The sequence below is a fragment of the Arthrobacter sp. zg-Y1143 genome (assembly GCF_030125565.1).
In the GTDB taxonomy this organism is placed as follows: Bacteria; Actinomycetota; Actinomycetes; order Actinomycetales; family Micrococcaceae; genus Arthrobacter_B.
Genome location: NZ_JASKLW010000014.1, coordinates 14,130 through 29,301 on the forward strand (window position 1 = coordinate 14,130; position 15,172 = coordinate 29,301).

Below are 15,172 nucleotides of genomic sequence, written 5' to 3' on the forward strand. Positions count from 1 at the left end.
GCTGTTAAGGGTACCAAGCCGCTCCGCCTATTTGCCTCCCCTGCCCTACCTCCGCGGCGGCGGCGGTGGGACGCTGGAGTCATGGCCGATCCCCAGCGTGTGCGGACCCTTCTCATCCTTGGCGGCACCGGAGACCTTGCCGAGCGCCTGCTGCTGCCCGGCCTTGCCCGGGTAGTCAGCCGCGGACGCGCGCCCGGGCTGACCGTTATCGGGTCCGGGTCCCGGGAATGGACCCGGGAGCAGTGGCAGGACCGCATGCGGGCATGCTTCGCCCAAGCCTCCGAAGCTGCCGATGAATCCGCCGCCGAGTATCTGGCCGACACGGTGGAACGCGGCCGGTACCTGCAGCTGGACCTGTCCAAGGGCGCCGAGCTGGCAGATCGGATCCGGGACCTGGAGCCTCCCCTGGCCGTCTATTTCGCGCTGCCTCCTGCCCTGGCGGTGCAGGCCGTGGGGAAATTGCAGGCCGGCGACCTGCCGCCGGACACCCGGCTGGTGCTGGAAAAGCCTTTCGGCAGCGATCAGGCGTCCGCCGTTGCTTTGAACGAGGCCCTCGCCCGGCTGGTTCCCGAAGAGGATATATTTCGGGTGGACCACTTCCTGGGCATGACCACGGTCATGGACATCCTGGGCCTGCGGTTCACCAACCGGCTGCTGGAACCGGCGTGGAGCAACCTGCACATCGAGAAGATGGAGATCGTTTTCGACGAGCAGCTGGGCTTGGAAGGGCGGGCGAAGTACTACGACTCCGCCGGAGCCCTGAAGGACATGATCCAGAGCCACCTGCTTCACATCATGGCGTTTATGGCCATCGAGGCACCGGCCACCCTCGGCGAGCGCGACCTGCGCGATCTGGTGGCGGCTACCCTGCGCGCCTCCGTCGCCGACCCGGCCGCCAGCCGCCGTGCCCGGTACACCGCCGGCAGCGTGGACGGACGGGAGATCGAGTCTTATGCGGACTCCCCCGGTGTTGATCCCTCCCGCGGCACCGAGACCCTGGCCGAGGTGGACATCCGGATCAACAATGACCGCTGGGCCGGGGTTCCGTTTATCCTCCGCTCCGGCAAGGCCATGAGCCGTGCCCGCAAGGAGGTGCTGGTGACGTTCCGGCCGGTCAGCCACCTGCCGGAGGGGTTCACGGGGATCACCGACCTGCCCTCGCGGCTGCGGATTTCCTTCGGCCCGGCGGAAATTGAGCTGGAACTGAACATCAACGGACCGCAGAGCGTGTTCCGGCTTGAACGCACGGGCTTGAAGGGACCCACCCACGTGTCGCACCTGACCCCGTACGGCGAGGTGATCGAATCGGTGCTCAACGGCGATCCGTTGCTTTCGGTCCGTGCCGACATAGCCGCTGAGTGCTGGCGGATCGTGGATCCGGTGCTGCAGGCATGGGCCTCCAACGAGGTTCCGATGGAGTCCTACCCTGCCGGAACACAGGGACCGCCCGGCTGGAATACCAGCCGGGCGGACCTGTAGGGAGCAGCTAGAGTGCACTGTCCCCGCGTTCGCCGGTACGCACCCGCAGCGCCTCTTCCACGTTGACCACCCACACCTTGCCGTCGCCGGCCCGGCCGGTGTTGGCGGTGGAGACCAGCACATCCACAATGTCATTGACCCATTCATTGGCCACCAGCACCTCCACCCGCACCTTGGGCAGCAGGTCCACGGTGTACTCCGCGCCCCGGTAGACCTCGGTGTGCCCGCGCTGGCGGCCGTAGCCGTTCGCGGAACTGACGGTTAGTCCCTGCACCCCGTAGCTTTCCAGGCTGCCCCGGACGGCGTCGAGCTTCTCGGGCCGGACAATAGCGGTTACGAGTTTCATGAGTTGACCGTCTCCTTGGTGGTGGTGCGTGCCGTATCCGGGAAGGGCGTGAAGGCGCCGCCCGTGCCGAGCCCGTCGAATTCGTAGGCCGTTTCGGCGTGTTCGCTCAGGTCCACGCCGTTGATCTCGTCTTCTTCGGAGATCCGGAAGCCCATGGTCTTGTGGATCGCCAGGCCAATGACCAGGGTCACCACGGCCGAGAAGACGATGGTGATCAGGGCTGCGGCCAACTGCGCGCCGAGCTGCCCGAGACCGCCGCCGTAGAACAGGCCGCCGCCGGCGCCGTCGGCCGGCAGGGCGATGAAGCCCAAGGCGAGGGTGCCCACGAGCCCGGCTACCAGATGGACGCCTACGACGTCGAGGGAGTCGTCATAGCCGAACCGGTACTTCAGGCCGATCGCCAGGGCGGAAAGGACACCGGCAACCACACCCAGTCCCACCGCGGCCAGCGGGCTGACGTTGGCGCAGGCCGGGGTGATGGCCACCAGGCCGGCGACGACGCCGGAAGCGGCTCCCAGCGAGGTGGCCCGGCCGTCGCGGATCCGTTCGGTCAGCAGCCAGCCGAGCATGGCGGCGGCGGGGGCGGCGAGCGTGTTGATCCAGATGAGGCCCGCCTCTTCAGCAGTACCGGCGGCGCCGCCGTTGAATCCGAACCAGCCGAACCAGAGCAGGGTGGCGCCCAGCATCACGAAGGGGATGTTGTGCGGACGCTGGCTGGGGTCCTTGCCGAAGCCCTTGCGCTTGCCGATGATCAGGGCCAGGACCAGTCCGGCCGCGCCGGCGTTGATGTGGACCACGGTGCCGCCGGCGAAGTCGATGGCCTCGCCCACCACGGAACCCACCGCGCCGTCGGCGCCGAGCAGTCCGCCGCCCCAGACCATAAAGGCCAGCGGGCAGTAGACCAGGGTCACCCAGATCGGGACGAAGACCGCCCATGCACCGAACTTGGTGCGGTCCGCAACGGCCCCGCTGATCAGGGCCACGGTGATGATGGCAAACGTTGCCCCGTATCCGGCGGTGATGAGGTCTTCGCTGCCCAGGATGTCTTCCAGGCCGAAGGAGGTGAAGGGGTTGCCGAACAGTCCGGCGATGCCGTCCCCGCCGGTCATGGAGAAGCCCCAGAGCACCCAGACCACACCGATGAGTCCGATGGATACAAAGCTCATCATCATCATGTTCAGAGCGGCCTTGGCGCGGGTCATGCCGCCGTAGAAGAACGCCACCCCCGGTGTCATAAGCAGCACCAGAGCTGCCGAAACCATTACCCAGACGTGACCTGCTGACAGATCCATCTTCACGTCCCTTCGCGTTTGGCGGGCATCTCCCGCACCATGAACTTTGCCGGGGCCAGATTTCCGGCCGGGCGTGGGGGTGTTGCCGGGAGGTTACAAACACGCAGGTCCGGTAAAAGGGCGGTGACGGGGAGGTTTCCATTGCGTTTCCGGGTACGCAAAAGCCCCGCCTCCCTTGCCGGGAGACGGGGCTTTGAGCTGCGGCGGGTACTAGCCCAGCAGGGCGTCCACGAAGCTTTCGGCTTCGAACGGGGCGAGGTCGTCCGCGCCTTCACCCAGTCCCACGAGCTTCACCGGCACACCCAGGGTGCGCTGGATGGCGACGACGATTCCGCCCTTGGCGGTGCCGTCCAGCTTGGTCAGCACAATGCCGGAAATGTTGACCACGTCGGCGAAGACCTTCGCCTGGGTCAGGCCGTTCTGGCCCGTGGTGGCGTCCAGCACCAGCAGGACCTCGTCCACGGCGGCCTGCTTTTCGATGACCCGCTTGACCTTGCCGAGCTCATCCATCAGGCCGACCTTGTTCTGCAGGCGCCCGGCCGTGTCGATCAGGACCACGTCCGCTTCGCCGTCGATGCCGGCCTTGACCGCTTCAAACGCCACCGACGCCGGGTCGGCGCCGTCAATCTCGGAACGCACGGTGGGCACGCCCACGCGCTGGCCCCAGGTGGCCAGCTGCTCGGCGGCGGCTGCACGGAAGGTATCCGCGGCGCCCAGCACCACGTCCTTGTCTTCGGCCACCAGGACGCGGGCCAGCTTGCCCACCGTGGTGGTCTTGCCGACGCCGTTGACGCCCACCACCATCACGACGGCGGGGGTCTCGGCGTGCCGGGTAACAGCCAGCGAGCGGTCCATGGACGGATCCACCAGTTTGATCAGTTCCTCGCGCAGCATTGCGTGGACTTCCTGCGGGTCCTGGCTGCCGGAAACCTTGACGCGTGCGCGCAGGGCGTCCACCAGTTCCATGGTGGGTTCGGTGCCGAGGTCCGCGAGGAGCAGGGTTTCTTCGATTTCATCCCATACGTCTTCGTCAATACGGTCGCTGGAAAGCAGCGCCAGCAGCGCCTTGCCCAGCGCGTTGTTGGATTTGGCCAGGCGGGCGCGGAGGCGGGCCAGGCGGCCCTGGACGGGTTCGGGCGTCTCGAGGCCCGGAGCTTCCGGGGCGGGAGCTTCCTCCAGGCCGCGCAGGTCATCGGGAACAACGACGCCGGTCTCCCCCGGCGGTGCCTCAAGCGTGTCGGTGCCGGCACCGGATCCGGTGACCGGGTCGTTGGCGTCGCGGCGGGTGGGGTACATGCTCTTGGGCGTGCGCCGGGTCCGTACCAGCAGCGCAGCGACAGAGCCGACCACAGCCAAGGCGACAAGGACGTAGATCACTATCGATAGGGTCTCATTCACGCTTCCAAGCTTCTCACAGACGGCTCTTTGACTCCCCGGGAATCTGAGAGAATCGCCTTATCATGGTGCGCACTCCCCGAATCCAAATCCCGCAGGAAATCCAAGTCCTGATCGCCGCTGCCTTCGTCATTGCCCTCGGCTTTGGCCTGGTGGCCCCGGTCCTTCCGCAGTTTGCCCTGAGTTTCGACGTCGGCGTGACCGCGTCCTCGGTGATCGTCAGCGCGTTCGCGTTCACCCGGCTGGTGTTCGCGCCGGCCGGCGGGGTGCTGCTGGAAAAACTCGGCGAACGCCCGGTCTATATCGCCGGGCTGCTGATCGTGGCCCTGTCCACCGCCGCGTGTGCCTTCGCGCAGTCCTATTGGCAGCTGCTGGTCTTCCGTGGCCTGGGCGGTATCGGGTCCACCATGTTCACTATCTCCGCGATGGCCCTGATCATCAGGCTCGCTCCCCCGGAGGTCCGCGGCCGGGTCTCCAGCGCCTACGCCTCGTCCTTCCTGCTGGGCAACATCGGCGGGCCGCTGCTCGGCGGGCTGCTGGCCGGTTTCGGGCTGCGGATCCCGTTCCTGGTCTATGCCGCCGCCCTGGTCCTGGCCGCCGGCGTGGTGTTCCTGCGGCTCAAAGACACCCGTCCGGTGGCCGGTGCCGAGGAGAGTGCCGCCCCGAAGCTGCCGGTGCTCACGGTCCGGGAAGCGCTGAAGGACTCCGCCTACCGGGGCGCCCTTGCCTCATCCTTCGCCAACGGGTGGTCTTCCTTCGGCGTCCGCAACGCGCTGGTGCCGCTGTTCGCGGCCGCGGCCCTGTCCGCGGGCCCGGAAGTGGCCGGCATATCGCTGACCGCCTTCGCTGCGGGCACCGCCGTCGTACTGACCTTCTCCGGCCGGCTGGCCGACAGCTGGGGGCGCCGGCCGATGATCCTGCTCGGACTGGCCATTAACGCGGTGGCCACCGCACTGATCGGCTTCAGCTCCAGCGTTCCGGAATTCCTGATCATTTCCGCCATAGCCGGCATGGGCACCGGCCTGCTGAACCCCGCCCAGCAGGCCGCCGTGGGCGACATCATCGGCAACGGGCGCAGCGGCGGCAAGGTGCTGGCCACCTTCCAGATGGCCAGCGACACCGGTGCCATTGCCGGCCCCGTGCTGGCCGGTATGCTGGCGGACCGCCTGGGCTACTCCTGGGCGTTCGGAGTGACCGGGGGCATTATGGCGCTGGGCTTCGTGGCGTGGCTGGCCGCGCGGGAAACCCTGCCCGCCCGGAAAGCGGCCCCGGCCAGCACTACCATCGAGGAATGAAGCCTTTCCTGCTCCTGGCCACCCGGGCCGAAGACGACGCCGCCGATGAGGAATATGCCTCCTTCCTGCGCTTCGGCGGGCTGGGCGAGGAGCAGCTGCACCGGGTACGCCTGGAGTCCGGCCCTCTGCCGCCGGTGGACCTGGCTGACTACAGCGGTGTGATTGTGGGCGGCGGCCCGTTCAATTCCAGTGATCCGGAAGAGTCCAAGTCCGCCGTGCAGCTGCGGGTCGAGGCCGAGATGGCCGCGCTGCTGGACGAGGTTGCGGGGCGGGACTTCCCGTTCTTCGGCGCCTGCTACGGCGTGGGCACCTTGGGCCGGCACCAGGGCGCCGTGGTGGACCGCACGTACGGCGAGCCCGTGGGGCCGGTGGAGATTGCGCTGACGCCGGCCGGCCGGGCGGATCCCTTGCTGGAGGGCATCCCGGAGACCTTCGCGGCCTATGTCGGCCACAAGGAGGCGGTGGCGCAGCTGCCTCCGAACGCGGTTAACCTTGCCGGCTCGGCCACGTGCCCGGTGCAGATGTTCCGGGTCCGGACCAACCTGTACGCCACCCAGTTCCATCCCGAGCTGGACGTGGCCGGGCTGCTGACGCGGATCTCGGTGTACCGGAACGCAGGATATTTCCCGCCGGAGGAAGCAGAGACCGTGATGGATGCCGTGCGGGACTCGGCAGTACACGTGCCGCCGCGCATCCTGGCGAACTTCACCGCACGGTACGCCCGCTAGGGGTTATCCCCGTCCTGCCCGGGCGTCCCGCGCTCGATGCGCTGGCTGATCACGGTGGACACGCCGTCGCCGCGCATAGTCACCCCGTACAGTGCGTCCGCCACCTCCATGGTGCGTTTCTGGTGCGTGATCACAATGAGCTGGCTGGACTCGCGCAGTTCCTCGAAGATGGTGATCAGCCGGCCCAGGTTCGTGTCATCCAAGGCTGCCTCCACCTCGTCCATCACGTAGAACGGCGAGGGCCGGGCCTTGAAGATTGCCACCAGGAGCGCGACGGCGGTCAGGGACCGTTCCCCGCCGGAGAGCAGGGACAGCCGCTTGATTTTCTTCCCCGCAGGACGGGCATGGACCTCAATGCCGGTGGTGAGCATGTTGTCCGGGTCGGTGAGCACCAGCCGGCCTTCGCCGCCGGGAAACAGCCGCGCGAACACATGCGTGAACTGCTCGGCGGTGTCCCGGTAGGCGGCCGTAAACACTTCCTCCACCCGGCGGTCAACGTCGGCAATGATGTCCAGCAGGTCCTTGCGGGTGGCTTTGAGGTCTTCCAGCTGGGTGGAAAGGAACTGGTGGCGTTCCTCCAGCGCCGCGAACTCCTCCAGTGCCAGCGGGTTCACCTTGCCCAGTGCGGCCAGATCGCGTTCAGCGCGCTTCAGGCGTTTTTCCTGCTCGGCCCGGACGTACGGGATGCCCTCCATCAGGGGGTTGCCGTCCTCGTCCACGGGGGTGTGCAGGGCGGCCCACTTGTCCGCACCCTTCCCCTCCGCAGCATCGGCCGGCACCGGAACCGGCTGGTCCGGTCCGAAGTTGGCCACCAGGTGCTCGGCCGTCATGCCCAGCTCCTCCAGCGCCCGGGCCTCGAGCGTCTCGATCCGCAGCCTCTGCTGGGCCCTGGCCAGCTCGTCCCGGTGTACGGAGTCGGTGAGCCGTGCCAGCTCTGCGGCGGCGTCGTTGTTGGCGCTGCGGACTGCTGCCAGTTCGGTTTCGCGGGCCGCCCGGGATTCTTCGGCCCGGTCCCGTTCCGCGGCGGCCAGCACCAGGGACACCTGCAGGTGCGCCAGCACCGCATCCGCGCCAGCCGCCACGGCAACGGCGCGTTCCCGCTGCACTGCGCGGCGGCGGGCCCGCTCCGCTGCGGCTTCCCGTGCCCGCCGCTCGGCGACGGCGGAGCGTTCCAGCGCCTCGGCACGCCCGGCAACTGCCTTGAGCTGCTCTTCGGCCGAGCGCAGGCCCAGGCGGGCGTCCATTTCCGCCTGACGTGCGGCGGAGGCTGCGAGCGCCAGCGCATCCCGCTGTCCGTGGGAGGGTTCTTCCTCGGTGGCGTTGTCCTCTCCTGCCGCCGCCAAACGTTCGGTCACTGCCGCGAGCTTTTCTTCTTCCGCGGCGGCGTTGGCGTCCGCTGCAGCCACCAGTCCGGCCAGTCGCTCGGCTTCTCCGGCTGCAGCACGCACGGCTGAGCCCAAGGTGCCCAACTGTTCGGCGGTGGCTGCCAGCCGTGCGTCGGATTCATGCAGGGCGGCCAGCGCGGCCTCTGCACGGGTTCGCGCTGCAGCCACCCGGGCGGCGGCGGACCCGATCCCTGCCCCTGCTTCCTCCGCCCTGATGCGTGCAGCCTGCAGCCGGGCGTCAGTTTCATCCACCGCAGCCTGGATTTCGAGCAGGCCGGGGGCCGTGGCCGAGCCGCCCCGGGCACTGTAGGCACTCAGCACGTCGCCGTCGGCGGTAATGACCCGGGCAGCGGGATCCGCAGAGAGCAGGACGGCGGCAGCCGACAGGCTATCCACCGCTACGGCGTCAGCCAGCAGGACATTCAGGGCCGCCTGCACCTGGTCCTCGGCACTGATCAGGGACAGCACCGGCACGGCGCCGGGAGGCAGCACGGCCTGCCTTGCCGGGACCACGGCGCCCGGAGCGTTTTCCCCGGCGGGACCGGACCCGGCAAGAAGCAGATCCGTCTGCCCCTCCCCCGTGTCCTTGAGGTACTGCAGCGCCCGGACGGCGGCGTCGAGGTCCGCTACGGCCACGGCCTCGGCAGCTGTGCCGAGGGCAGCGGCAACGGTGCGTTCAAAGCCGGGCTTAACACTGATCGACAAAGGTGCCAGCACCCCGGGCAGCCCGGCGTCCCGCAGCGCTGTGCTGCCGTCACGGCGGTCCAGTCCGACGGCGAGCGCTTCGCGGCGCGCTGTCAGGGTTTCCGTCTCGCGGACGGCTTCACGCTCGGCAACCTGCACCTGCTGCAGGGCCGCCGCTGCGTCGTCGAGGTCTGCCTGCGCCGCTTCGAACTCTGCATCGAGGTCCGCTTCCCCGGCCTCGCCACCGGCAGCGGTTCCTTCCAGCCGGCCAAAGGCTTCCTGCGCTTTGGCGCGCCGCTCTTCGGCTGCCGCGATGGAAGTCCGCAGGCGTCCGGCCTCGGCGCGGGCGGAGGCCAGGCGGGAGCGGGCTGCTTCCACCTGGCCGGCCAGCCGCGCCTGCCCTTCACGCCGGTCCGCTGCGGCCCGGAGCAGGGCTGCGTAGCGCCGCTCTTCGGCGGTTGCGTCCTCTTCAGCCGCTTCGCGGATCTCCACGGCGTCTTCCAGCCGGACCCGCAGGTCCTCGATGTCCGCTTCCAGGGCGGCGGCTTCGGCGCGCACCCGGTCCGCCGAGGCCTGCAGCTGTTCAGGGTCCCGGCCGGTGCCGGCAACGGGTTCAGCCGTCCCCAGCAGCCGGGCACGTTCGGCAGCGAGGGCGGCAAGGGAACGGAACCTCTCCTGCAGGGAGGACAGCTCGTACCAGGTGTCCCGTGCCGCATTCAGTTCCGGAGCTGCCCGGGCTGCCAGCGCCTCCAGCTCGGCCTGGCGTTCCCGGCTTGCGGCGACGGCGGCTTCCACCGCCACGCGGCGGGCCTTGAGGGCGGATTCGTCTGCGGCTTCCTTCTCGTAGGCAGCAGTGAGGGTGGCCAGGTCATCGGCGAGCAGCCGGGAGCGGGCGTCCCGGACGTCCTGCTGCACCGTCTTGGCGCGGCGGGCGACGGCGGCCTGCTTGCCCAGCGGCCCCAACTGGCGGCGCAGTTCGGCCGTGAGGTCGGTGACGCGGGCCAGGTTCGCGGCCATGGCATCCAGCTTGCGGAGGGTTTTCTCCTTGCGCCGGCGGTGCTTGAGGATGCCGGCGGCTTCCTCAATGAAACCGCGGCGCTCCTCTGGAGTGGCATGCAGCACCTTGTCGAGCTGGCCCTGGCCCACTATGACATGCATCTCACGGCCCAGCCCCGAGTCCGAGAGCAGTTCCTGGATGTCCAGGAGCCGGCAGGGGCTGCCGTTGATGGCGTACTCGGAGCCGCCGGCCCGGAAGAGCGTGCGGGAAATGGTGACTTCGGAGTATTCGATCGGCAGGGCGCCGTCGGCGTTGTCGATGGTCAGGGACACCTGGGCCCGGCCCAGCGGCGCCCGGCCGGAGGTGCCGGCGAAGATGACGTCCTCCATCTTCCCGCCGCGCAGTGTCTTGGCTCCCTGTTCGCCCATCACCCAGGCCAGGGCGTCCACCACGTTGGACTTCCCGGACCCGTTGGGGCCCACCACGGCGGTGACGCCGGGTTCGAACTCGAAGGTGGTGGCCGATGCGAAGGACTTGAATCCTCGCATGGTCAGGGTTTTCAGGTGCACGGGGGTTAATCTTTCCTGCCGGGGTTGATTCCCTAAATCTACGCGGTTAGCGTCAAAATTCCGCTCTACTCGGAGAGCGTAATCCGGCATTTCCCTGCTGATTCGCCGCGCCGGAAAGTAGGCTTCTAAAAGAGTCATATGATTTTAGGGCGTGGATGCAGGCTTCACGGCGGCCGCCAGCGCGATAGTTTCAGCAGCAGACAAGGCAGGCATTTTGACCGGGAACTTCAACTTCCAGCACTCCAATTCGGCCATCCTCAGCGTGAACAGCGTCGAAGCTCCGATGGTTATGAGTTCAAGTGAATTCGACCAGCGGCTTGAGCCATCGCTCAAGCGGCTGCGTCTCTCCAAACGCCTGCTGGAACGGGTTGCCGGCGTCAGCGAGCGGCGCTGGTGGGCCCCTGGAACAGGGTTCGACGACGGCGCCATCGAGGCGGGCGCCAAGGCCCTCGCCGAGGCGGGGATCGAGGCCTCCGAGATCGGCCTGCTGATCAACACCTCGGTGACCCGCCGCAACCTTGAGCCTTCCGTTGCGGTGAAGATCCACAACGGGCTGGGCCTGCCTTCTTCCGCCATGAACTTCGACCTGGCCAATGCCTGCCTCGGCTTCGTGAACGGCATCACGCTGGCGTCCAACATGATCGACTCGGGGCAGATCAACTACGCCCTGATTGTTGCCGGCGAAGATTCCCAGGGCGTGCAGGAGGCCACGTTCGACCGGCTGAACGCCCCGGACTCCACCCGCCAGGACTACCTGCGGGAATTCGCCACCCTGACGTTGGGCTCCGGTGCCGCAGCTGCCGTGATCGGCCGCGCCGACAAGCACCCCGGTTCGCACCGCATCCTCGGCGGTGTCTCCCGTGCAGGCACCCAGCACCATGAGCTGTGCGTGGGCGGCGTGGACGGCATGTACACCGACACTAAGGGCCTGCTGGACGGCGGCCTGGAACTGGTGGTCGACGGCTGGAATGAAGCGCAGGGAAACGGCTGGAACTGGAGCGGCATGGACCGCTATGTCACCCATCAGGTGTCCAACTCCTACACCAACGCCATCATCAAGGCCGTGGACCTGGACCGTTCCAAGGTGCCGATCACGTTCCCGACCTGGGGCAACGTGGGCCCGGCGTCGCTGCCGATGACCCTGGCGCAGGAGTCCAAGACCCTCAACCCCGGGGACCGTGTGCTGTGCATGGGAGTGGGGTCCGGCCTGAACACCACCATGATGGAGATTGCGTGGTAGAGGAGCTTTGGCCCGGCGTTTCCCCCGCCTGGTCCTCGTTTGTCCGCGTACCCTCAACCGCCGCCGTCGACCGGCCCGGCACCGTACACAAGTGGCATGTGCTGGACAACGGTCCTGATCTGGCCGCCGCCGGCGTCGAACCGGAAGGTACGCTGCTGTGCGTCCACGGCAACCCCACCTGGTCCTACCTCTGGCGCAGCATGCTGGCCGCCGGCGCAACGGCGCAGAAGCCGTGGCGGGTAGTGGCCGTCGACCAGTTGGACATGGGCTTTTCCCAGCGGACGGGCACCTTCCGCCGCCTTGAGGACCGGATTACCGACCTTGGCAACCTGACAGACGCGCTGGGCATCAGCGGCCAGGTGGTCACCGCCGGACACGACTGGGGCGGCGTCATTTCCCTGGGCTGGGCACTGCGGCACCGCCGCGAGCTTGCCGGCGTAGTGCTGACCAACACCGCCGTGCACCCGGCAGGTTTCTCCCTGCCGCCGGCCTTGAAACTGGCCCTGCACCCGGCCGTCCACCCGTGGGGAACCCGGAGCACCGACGCGTTCATCCGCGTCACCCATGCCCTGGCCCAGCCGGCGCTGTCCGCCGACGTGAAGAACGCTTTCGCCCTGCCGTACCGCAGCGCGGCCCGCCGGGAAGGCGTGGCGAACTTCGTGGCAGACATTCCGGCCGACGAAACGCATCCGAGCTGGCGCACCCTGAACACTGTGGCCGACGGCATCCGCCGTCTCAACGTTCCCTCCCTGGTGCTCTGGGGACCCAAGGACCCGGTGTTCTCCGACCGGTACCTGCGCGACCTGCTGGAGCGGCTGCCGGCTTCTTCGGTGCACCGCTTCGAGGGCGCCGGTCATCTGCTGCACGAAGACGTGGACATTGCCTCACCGGTGTTCTCCTGGCTGCATACTGCCGTGGAGGCCCCGGCCGACACCTCGCTGCGGCGCAGCGAGCCGTTCCGGCCCATGCTCGCCGAACTCGACGAGCGCGCCGACGACACGAGCGCCGCCGTCGTCGATATGGCCCCGCTGGGGGCAGCAGGCACGGATGCACAGCCGCGCACACTGTCCTGGGCCGAGCTGGCCGAGCGGGTCAACGCCCTGGCCGCCGGACTGGCCGCCGCCGGGGTGCGCCCCGGCACCCGGGTGAACCTGCTGGTACCGCCGGGCATTGAACTGACCTCGCTGATCTACGCCTGCCTGCGGCTGAACGCCGTGATTGTGGTGGCCGACGCCGGTCTGGGCACCAAGGGGCTGGGGCGTGCCATCAAGGGCGCCGGTCCCGCGTTCCTTATCGGAATCGACCGTGCGCTCATCGGAGCGCGGGCGCTGGGCTGGCCCGGCACGCGGATCAGCGTCACCGAACTGGCCCCGGCCCGTAAACGGCTGCTGGGCGTCAAGCATTCGGTGGCCGAGCTCATTGCCGGTGGCAGCACAGCCGAGGTGCCGTGGTTCCCCGCGGAACCGGACGCCGATGCCGCTGTCCTCTTCACATCCGGGTCCACCGGTCCGGCCAAGGGTGTGGTGTACACCCACCGCCAGCTTGCCGCCATGCGCGATGCGATCAAGGACACCTACAACCTGTGCGCCGGCACCTCACTGGTGGCAGGCTTCGCGCCGTTTGCCCTGCTGGGTCCGGCCCTGGGCGCCACGTCGGTGACTCCGGACATGGATGTAACCTCCCCGCGTACGCTGACCGCTTCGGCCCTGGCCGACGCCGCGGTGGCCGTGAATGCCACCACCGTTTTCGCCTCCCCCGCCGCGCTGACCAATGTGACAGCAACTTCCGGAGAGCTGGACGCCGCGCAGCGGACAGCGCTGGGACAGGTGGACCTGCTGCTTTCGGCCGGCGCCCCCATTGGCGAGCAACTGCTGGCCATGGTCCAGGACCTGGTGCCCAACGCGTCGCTGCACACGCCTTACGGTATGACCGAGGCGCTGCCGGTGACGGACATCAGCCTGGCGGGCATCCGTGCTGCGGGCTCCGGCAACGGCGTCTGTGTTGGCACCCCGGTGTCCCGTGCCGAGGTGGCCATTGCCGAGGTGTTCCCCGATGGTTCGGTGGGCAGCGACCCGCTGACCACGGCGAACAGTACCGGAGAAATCCTTGTCCGTGCCCCGCATGTGAAGGACCGGTATGACAGGCTCTGGATTACCGAGCGCCACAGTTCTTCGATTACCGGCTGGCACCGCACCGGCGACGTCGGCCACCTCGACGGGGACGGACGGCTGTGGGTGGAGGGCCGCCTGGGGCACATCCTCACCACCGCAGAGGGCGTCCGCACGCCGGTAGCCGCTGAGCAGGCTGCCGAGTCGGTCGACGGCGTGGGCCGGGTGGCCGTGGTCGGCGTCGGACCGGCCGGGGCCCAGGTCCCTGTTGCCGTACTGGAAACCTCGCCGCCGGTCCGGCGGGCCGGAACGGCCGCTGCGGATCTGTCCGCCAAGGTCCGGTCACAGGTACTGGAGTTGTGCGGCATTGACCTCGCCGCGGTGCTGGTGCTGCCGGCGATGCCCACCGACATCCGGCACAACTCCAAGATCGACCGAACCGCGCTGGCCGGCTGGGCCTCGCAGCTGCTGGCCGGGGGGCCGGTGCCAAAGCTTGGAAAGCAGAGCAAGCACGGCAAGGGCGGCCCCGCGGTTCCTGCTTCTGCGGACGCTGACGGTTCCTCAGCCGGTACCGCCGGCGGCTCCGGATCGCTGCCTGTCTTTCAGGAGGCTTCCCAATGAGCACCTCCGGCAACCTGGCGCCCCGCAACGTCCTGGTGACCGGTGCCAGCGGTCTGCTTGGCGGCGCCGTCGCTGAGCTGCTTGCTGCCAAGGGACACAAGGTACGCACCCTGCAGCGCCGTCCCGGGCTGCCCGGAACGGATTTCGTGGACGGGTCCGTGGCGGATCCCAAGGCTGCTGCCCGTGCCGTGGAGGGCATGGACGCCGTCATCCACCTTGCCGCCAAGGTGTCCTTTACGGGCGAATGGCAGGAGTTCGAAGAAACCAACATCCTCGGAACCCAGATACTGCTCAAGGCAGCCCGGGAAGCCGGGGTACGCGACGTCGTCTTCGTTTCCTCTCCGTCCGTGGCCCATTTTGGTGAACCAATTGCCGGCGCCGGCGCAGGCAAGGCCGACCCCGAAAGGGCCCGCGGTTTTTACGCCTCGTCCAAAGCCGAGGCCGAACTGCTGGCCTTGGCCGCGAATTCGGCCGAATTCCGGGTGGCAGCCATCCGGCCGCACATCGTCTGGGGCCCTGGTGACACCCAGCTGGTGGAACGGGTCATTGACCGTGCACGGTCCGGCCGACTGCCGCTGCTGGACGCCGGTGCAGCCCTGATCGACACCACGTACATCGACAACGCCGCCTCCGCGATCGTCCGGGGACTGGAACGGATGGACGCCGCCCAGGGCAAGGCGCTGGTGGTGACCAACGGCCAGCCGCGTCCTGTCGGTGAGCTGATCGCCGGCATTTGCGCCGCCGCCGGAGTAAGCGCTCCCCGCTGGAGCGTGCCCGGCGTGGCCGCCCGTAAAGCCGGCAGCGTCATCGAACGTGTATGGCTGGCCGCAGGGCGCCGCGGGCTGGTTCACGACGAGCCCCCCATGACGCGTTTCCTGGCCGAGCAGCTTTCGACGTCGCACTGGTTTGACCAGCGCGAAACCCGGGAGGTGCTGGACTGGACGCCTGAGGTGTCGATCGAGGACGGCATGGCGCGGCTTGCGCTCCATTACGGCGGCGGGGTGGCCCGGTGAAGAGTCTCGCTGCGGTTGGA

10 protein-coding genes are annotated in these 15,172 nt (G+C 68.4%); 6 read left to right on the forward strand and 4 right to left on the reverse strand.

The features are described from left to right. Positions 1 to 81 precede the first annotated feature (81 nt). Positions 82 to 1,479: a glucose-6-phosphate dehydrogenase gene (locus tag QNN98_RS15380; protein ID WP_283998254.1), complete on the forward strand. Its 1,398-nt coding sequence runs from the start codon at positions 82 to 84 to the stop codon at positions 1,477 to 1,479. Between the two features lie 7 nt (positions 1,480 to 1,486). On the opposite strand, the gene QNN98_RS15385 is transcribed toward QNN98_RS15380, so the two are convergent. From QNN98_RS15385 to ftsY, 3 genes are all read right to left on the reverse strand, one after another. Then, the gene (locus QNN98_RS15385) at positions 1,487 to 1,825 is read right to left on the reverse strand and encodes a P-II family nitrogen regulator (RefSeq protein ID WP_227911708.1); all 339 of its coding nucleotides are present in this window, start codon (positions 1,823 to 1,825) and stop codon (positions 1,487 to 1,489) included. Next, the gene (locus QNN98_RS15390) at positions 1,822 to 3,117 is read right to left on the reverse strand and encodes an ammonium transporter (protein WP_227926080.1); all 1,296 of its coding nucleotides are present in this window, start codon (positions 3,115 to 3,117) and stop codon (positions 1,822 to 1,824) included. Before QNN98_RS15390 ends, QNN98_RS15385 begins: the two co-directional genes overlap by 4 nt. Positions 3,118 to 3,327: 210 nt before the next feature. Then, positions 3,328 to 4,515, reverse strand: a complete 1,188-nt coding sequence (ftsY, locus tag QNN98_RS15395) for a signal recognition particle-docking protein FtsY (RefSeq protein WP_227926079.1) — start codon at positions 4,513 to 4,515, stop codon at positions 3,328 to 3,330. A 62-nt stretch (positions 4,516 to 4,577) separates the two neighbouring features. Between ftsY and QNN98_RS15400 the strand changes: the two genes are divergently transcribed. Together QNN98_RS15400 and QNN98_RS15405 are read left to right on the forward strand one after the other, a co-directional pair. Further along, complete coding sequence (locus QNN98_RS15400; RefSeq protein WP_283998258.1) at positions 4,578 to 5,807, forward strand: MFS transporter; 1,230 nt, start codon at positions 4,578 to 4,580, stop codon at positions 5,805 to 5,807. Further along, positions 5,804 to 6,535, forward strand: coding sequence for a glutamine amidotransferase (locus QNN98_RS15405; RefSeq protein WP_283998260.1), 732 nt, complete (start codon positions 5,804 to 5,806; stop codon positions 6,533 to 6,535). The genes QNN98_RS15400 and QNN98_RS15405 overlap by 4 nt, the downstream gene beginning before the upstream one ends. Here QNN98_RS15405 and smc read toward each other — a convergent pair. Beyond that, positions 6,532 to 10,170, reverse strand: coding sequence for a chromosome segregation protein SMC (gene smc, locus QNN98_RS15410; protein ID WP_283998262.1), 3,639 nt, complete (start codon positions 10,168 to 10,170; stop codon positions 6,532 to 6,534). The two genes, QNN98_RS15405 and smc, sit on opposite strands and share 4 nt — an antisense overlap. Before the next feature lie 214 nt (positions 10,171 to 10,384). Here smc and QNN98_RS15415 point away from each other — a divergent pair, with 214 nt between their 5' ends. Genes QNN98_RS15415 through QNN98_RS15425 form a run of 3 tightly spaced genes read left to right on the forward strand, consistent with a single transcriptional unit; the run spans position 10,385 to position 15,152 of the window. Beyond that, the gene (locus QNN98_RS15415; RefSeq protein WP_283998327.1) at positions 10,385 to 11,410 is read left to right on the forward strand and encodes a 3-oxoacyl-ACP synthase III; all 1,026 of its coding nucleotides are present in this window, start codon (positions 10,385 to 10,387) and stop codon (positions 11,408 to 11,410) included. Beyond that, the gene (locus tag QNN98_RS15420) at positions 11,404 to 14,139 is read left to right on the forward strand and encodes an alpha/beta fold hydrolase (protein WP_283998264.1); all 2,736 of its coding nucleotides are present in this window, start codon (positions 11,404 to 11,406) and stop codon (positions 14,137 to 14,139) included. The genes QNN98_RS15415 and QNN98_RS15420 overlap by 7 nt, the downstream gene beginning before the upstream one ends. Continuing rightward, a complete protein-coding gene (locus QNN98_RS15425) occupies positions 14,136 to 15,152 on the forward strand; it encodes an NAD-dependent epimerase/dehydratase family protein (protein WP_283998266.1) in 1,017 nt (338 codons plus the stop codon). The genes QNN98_RS15420 and QNN98_RS15425 overlap by 4 nt, the downstream gene beginning before the upstream one ends. Positions 15,153 to 15,172: the final 20 nt, after the last annotated feature.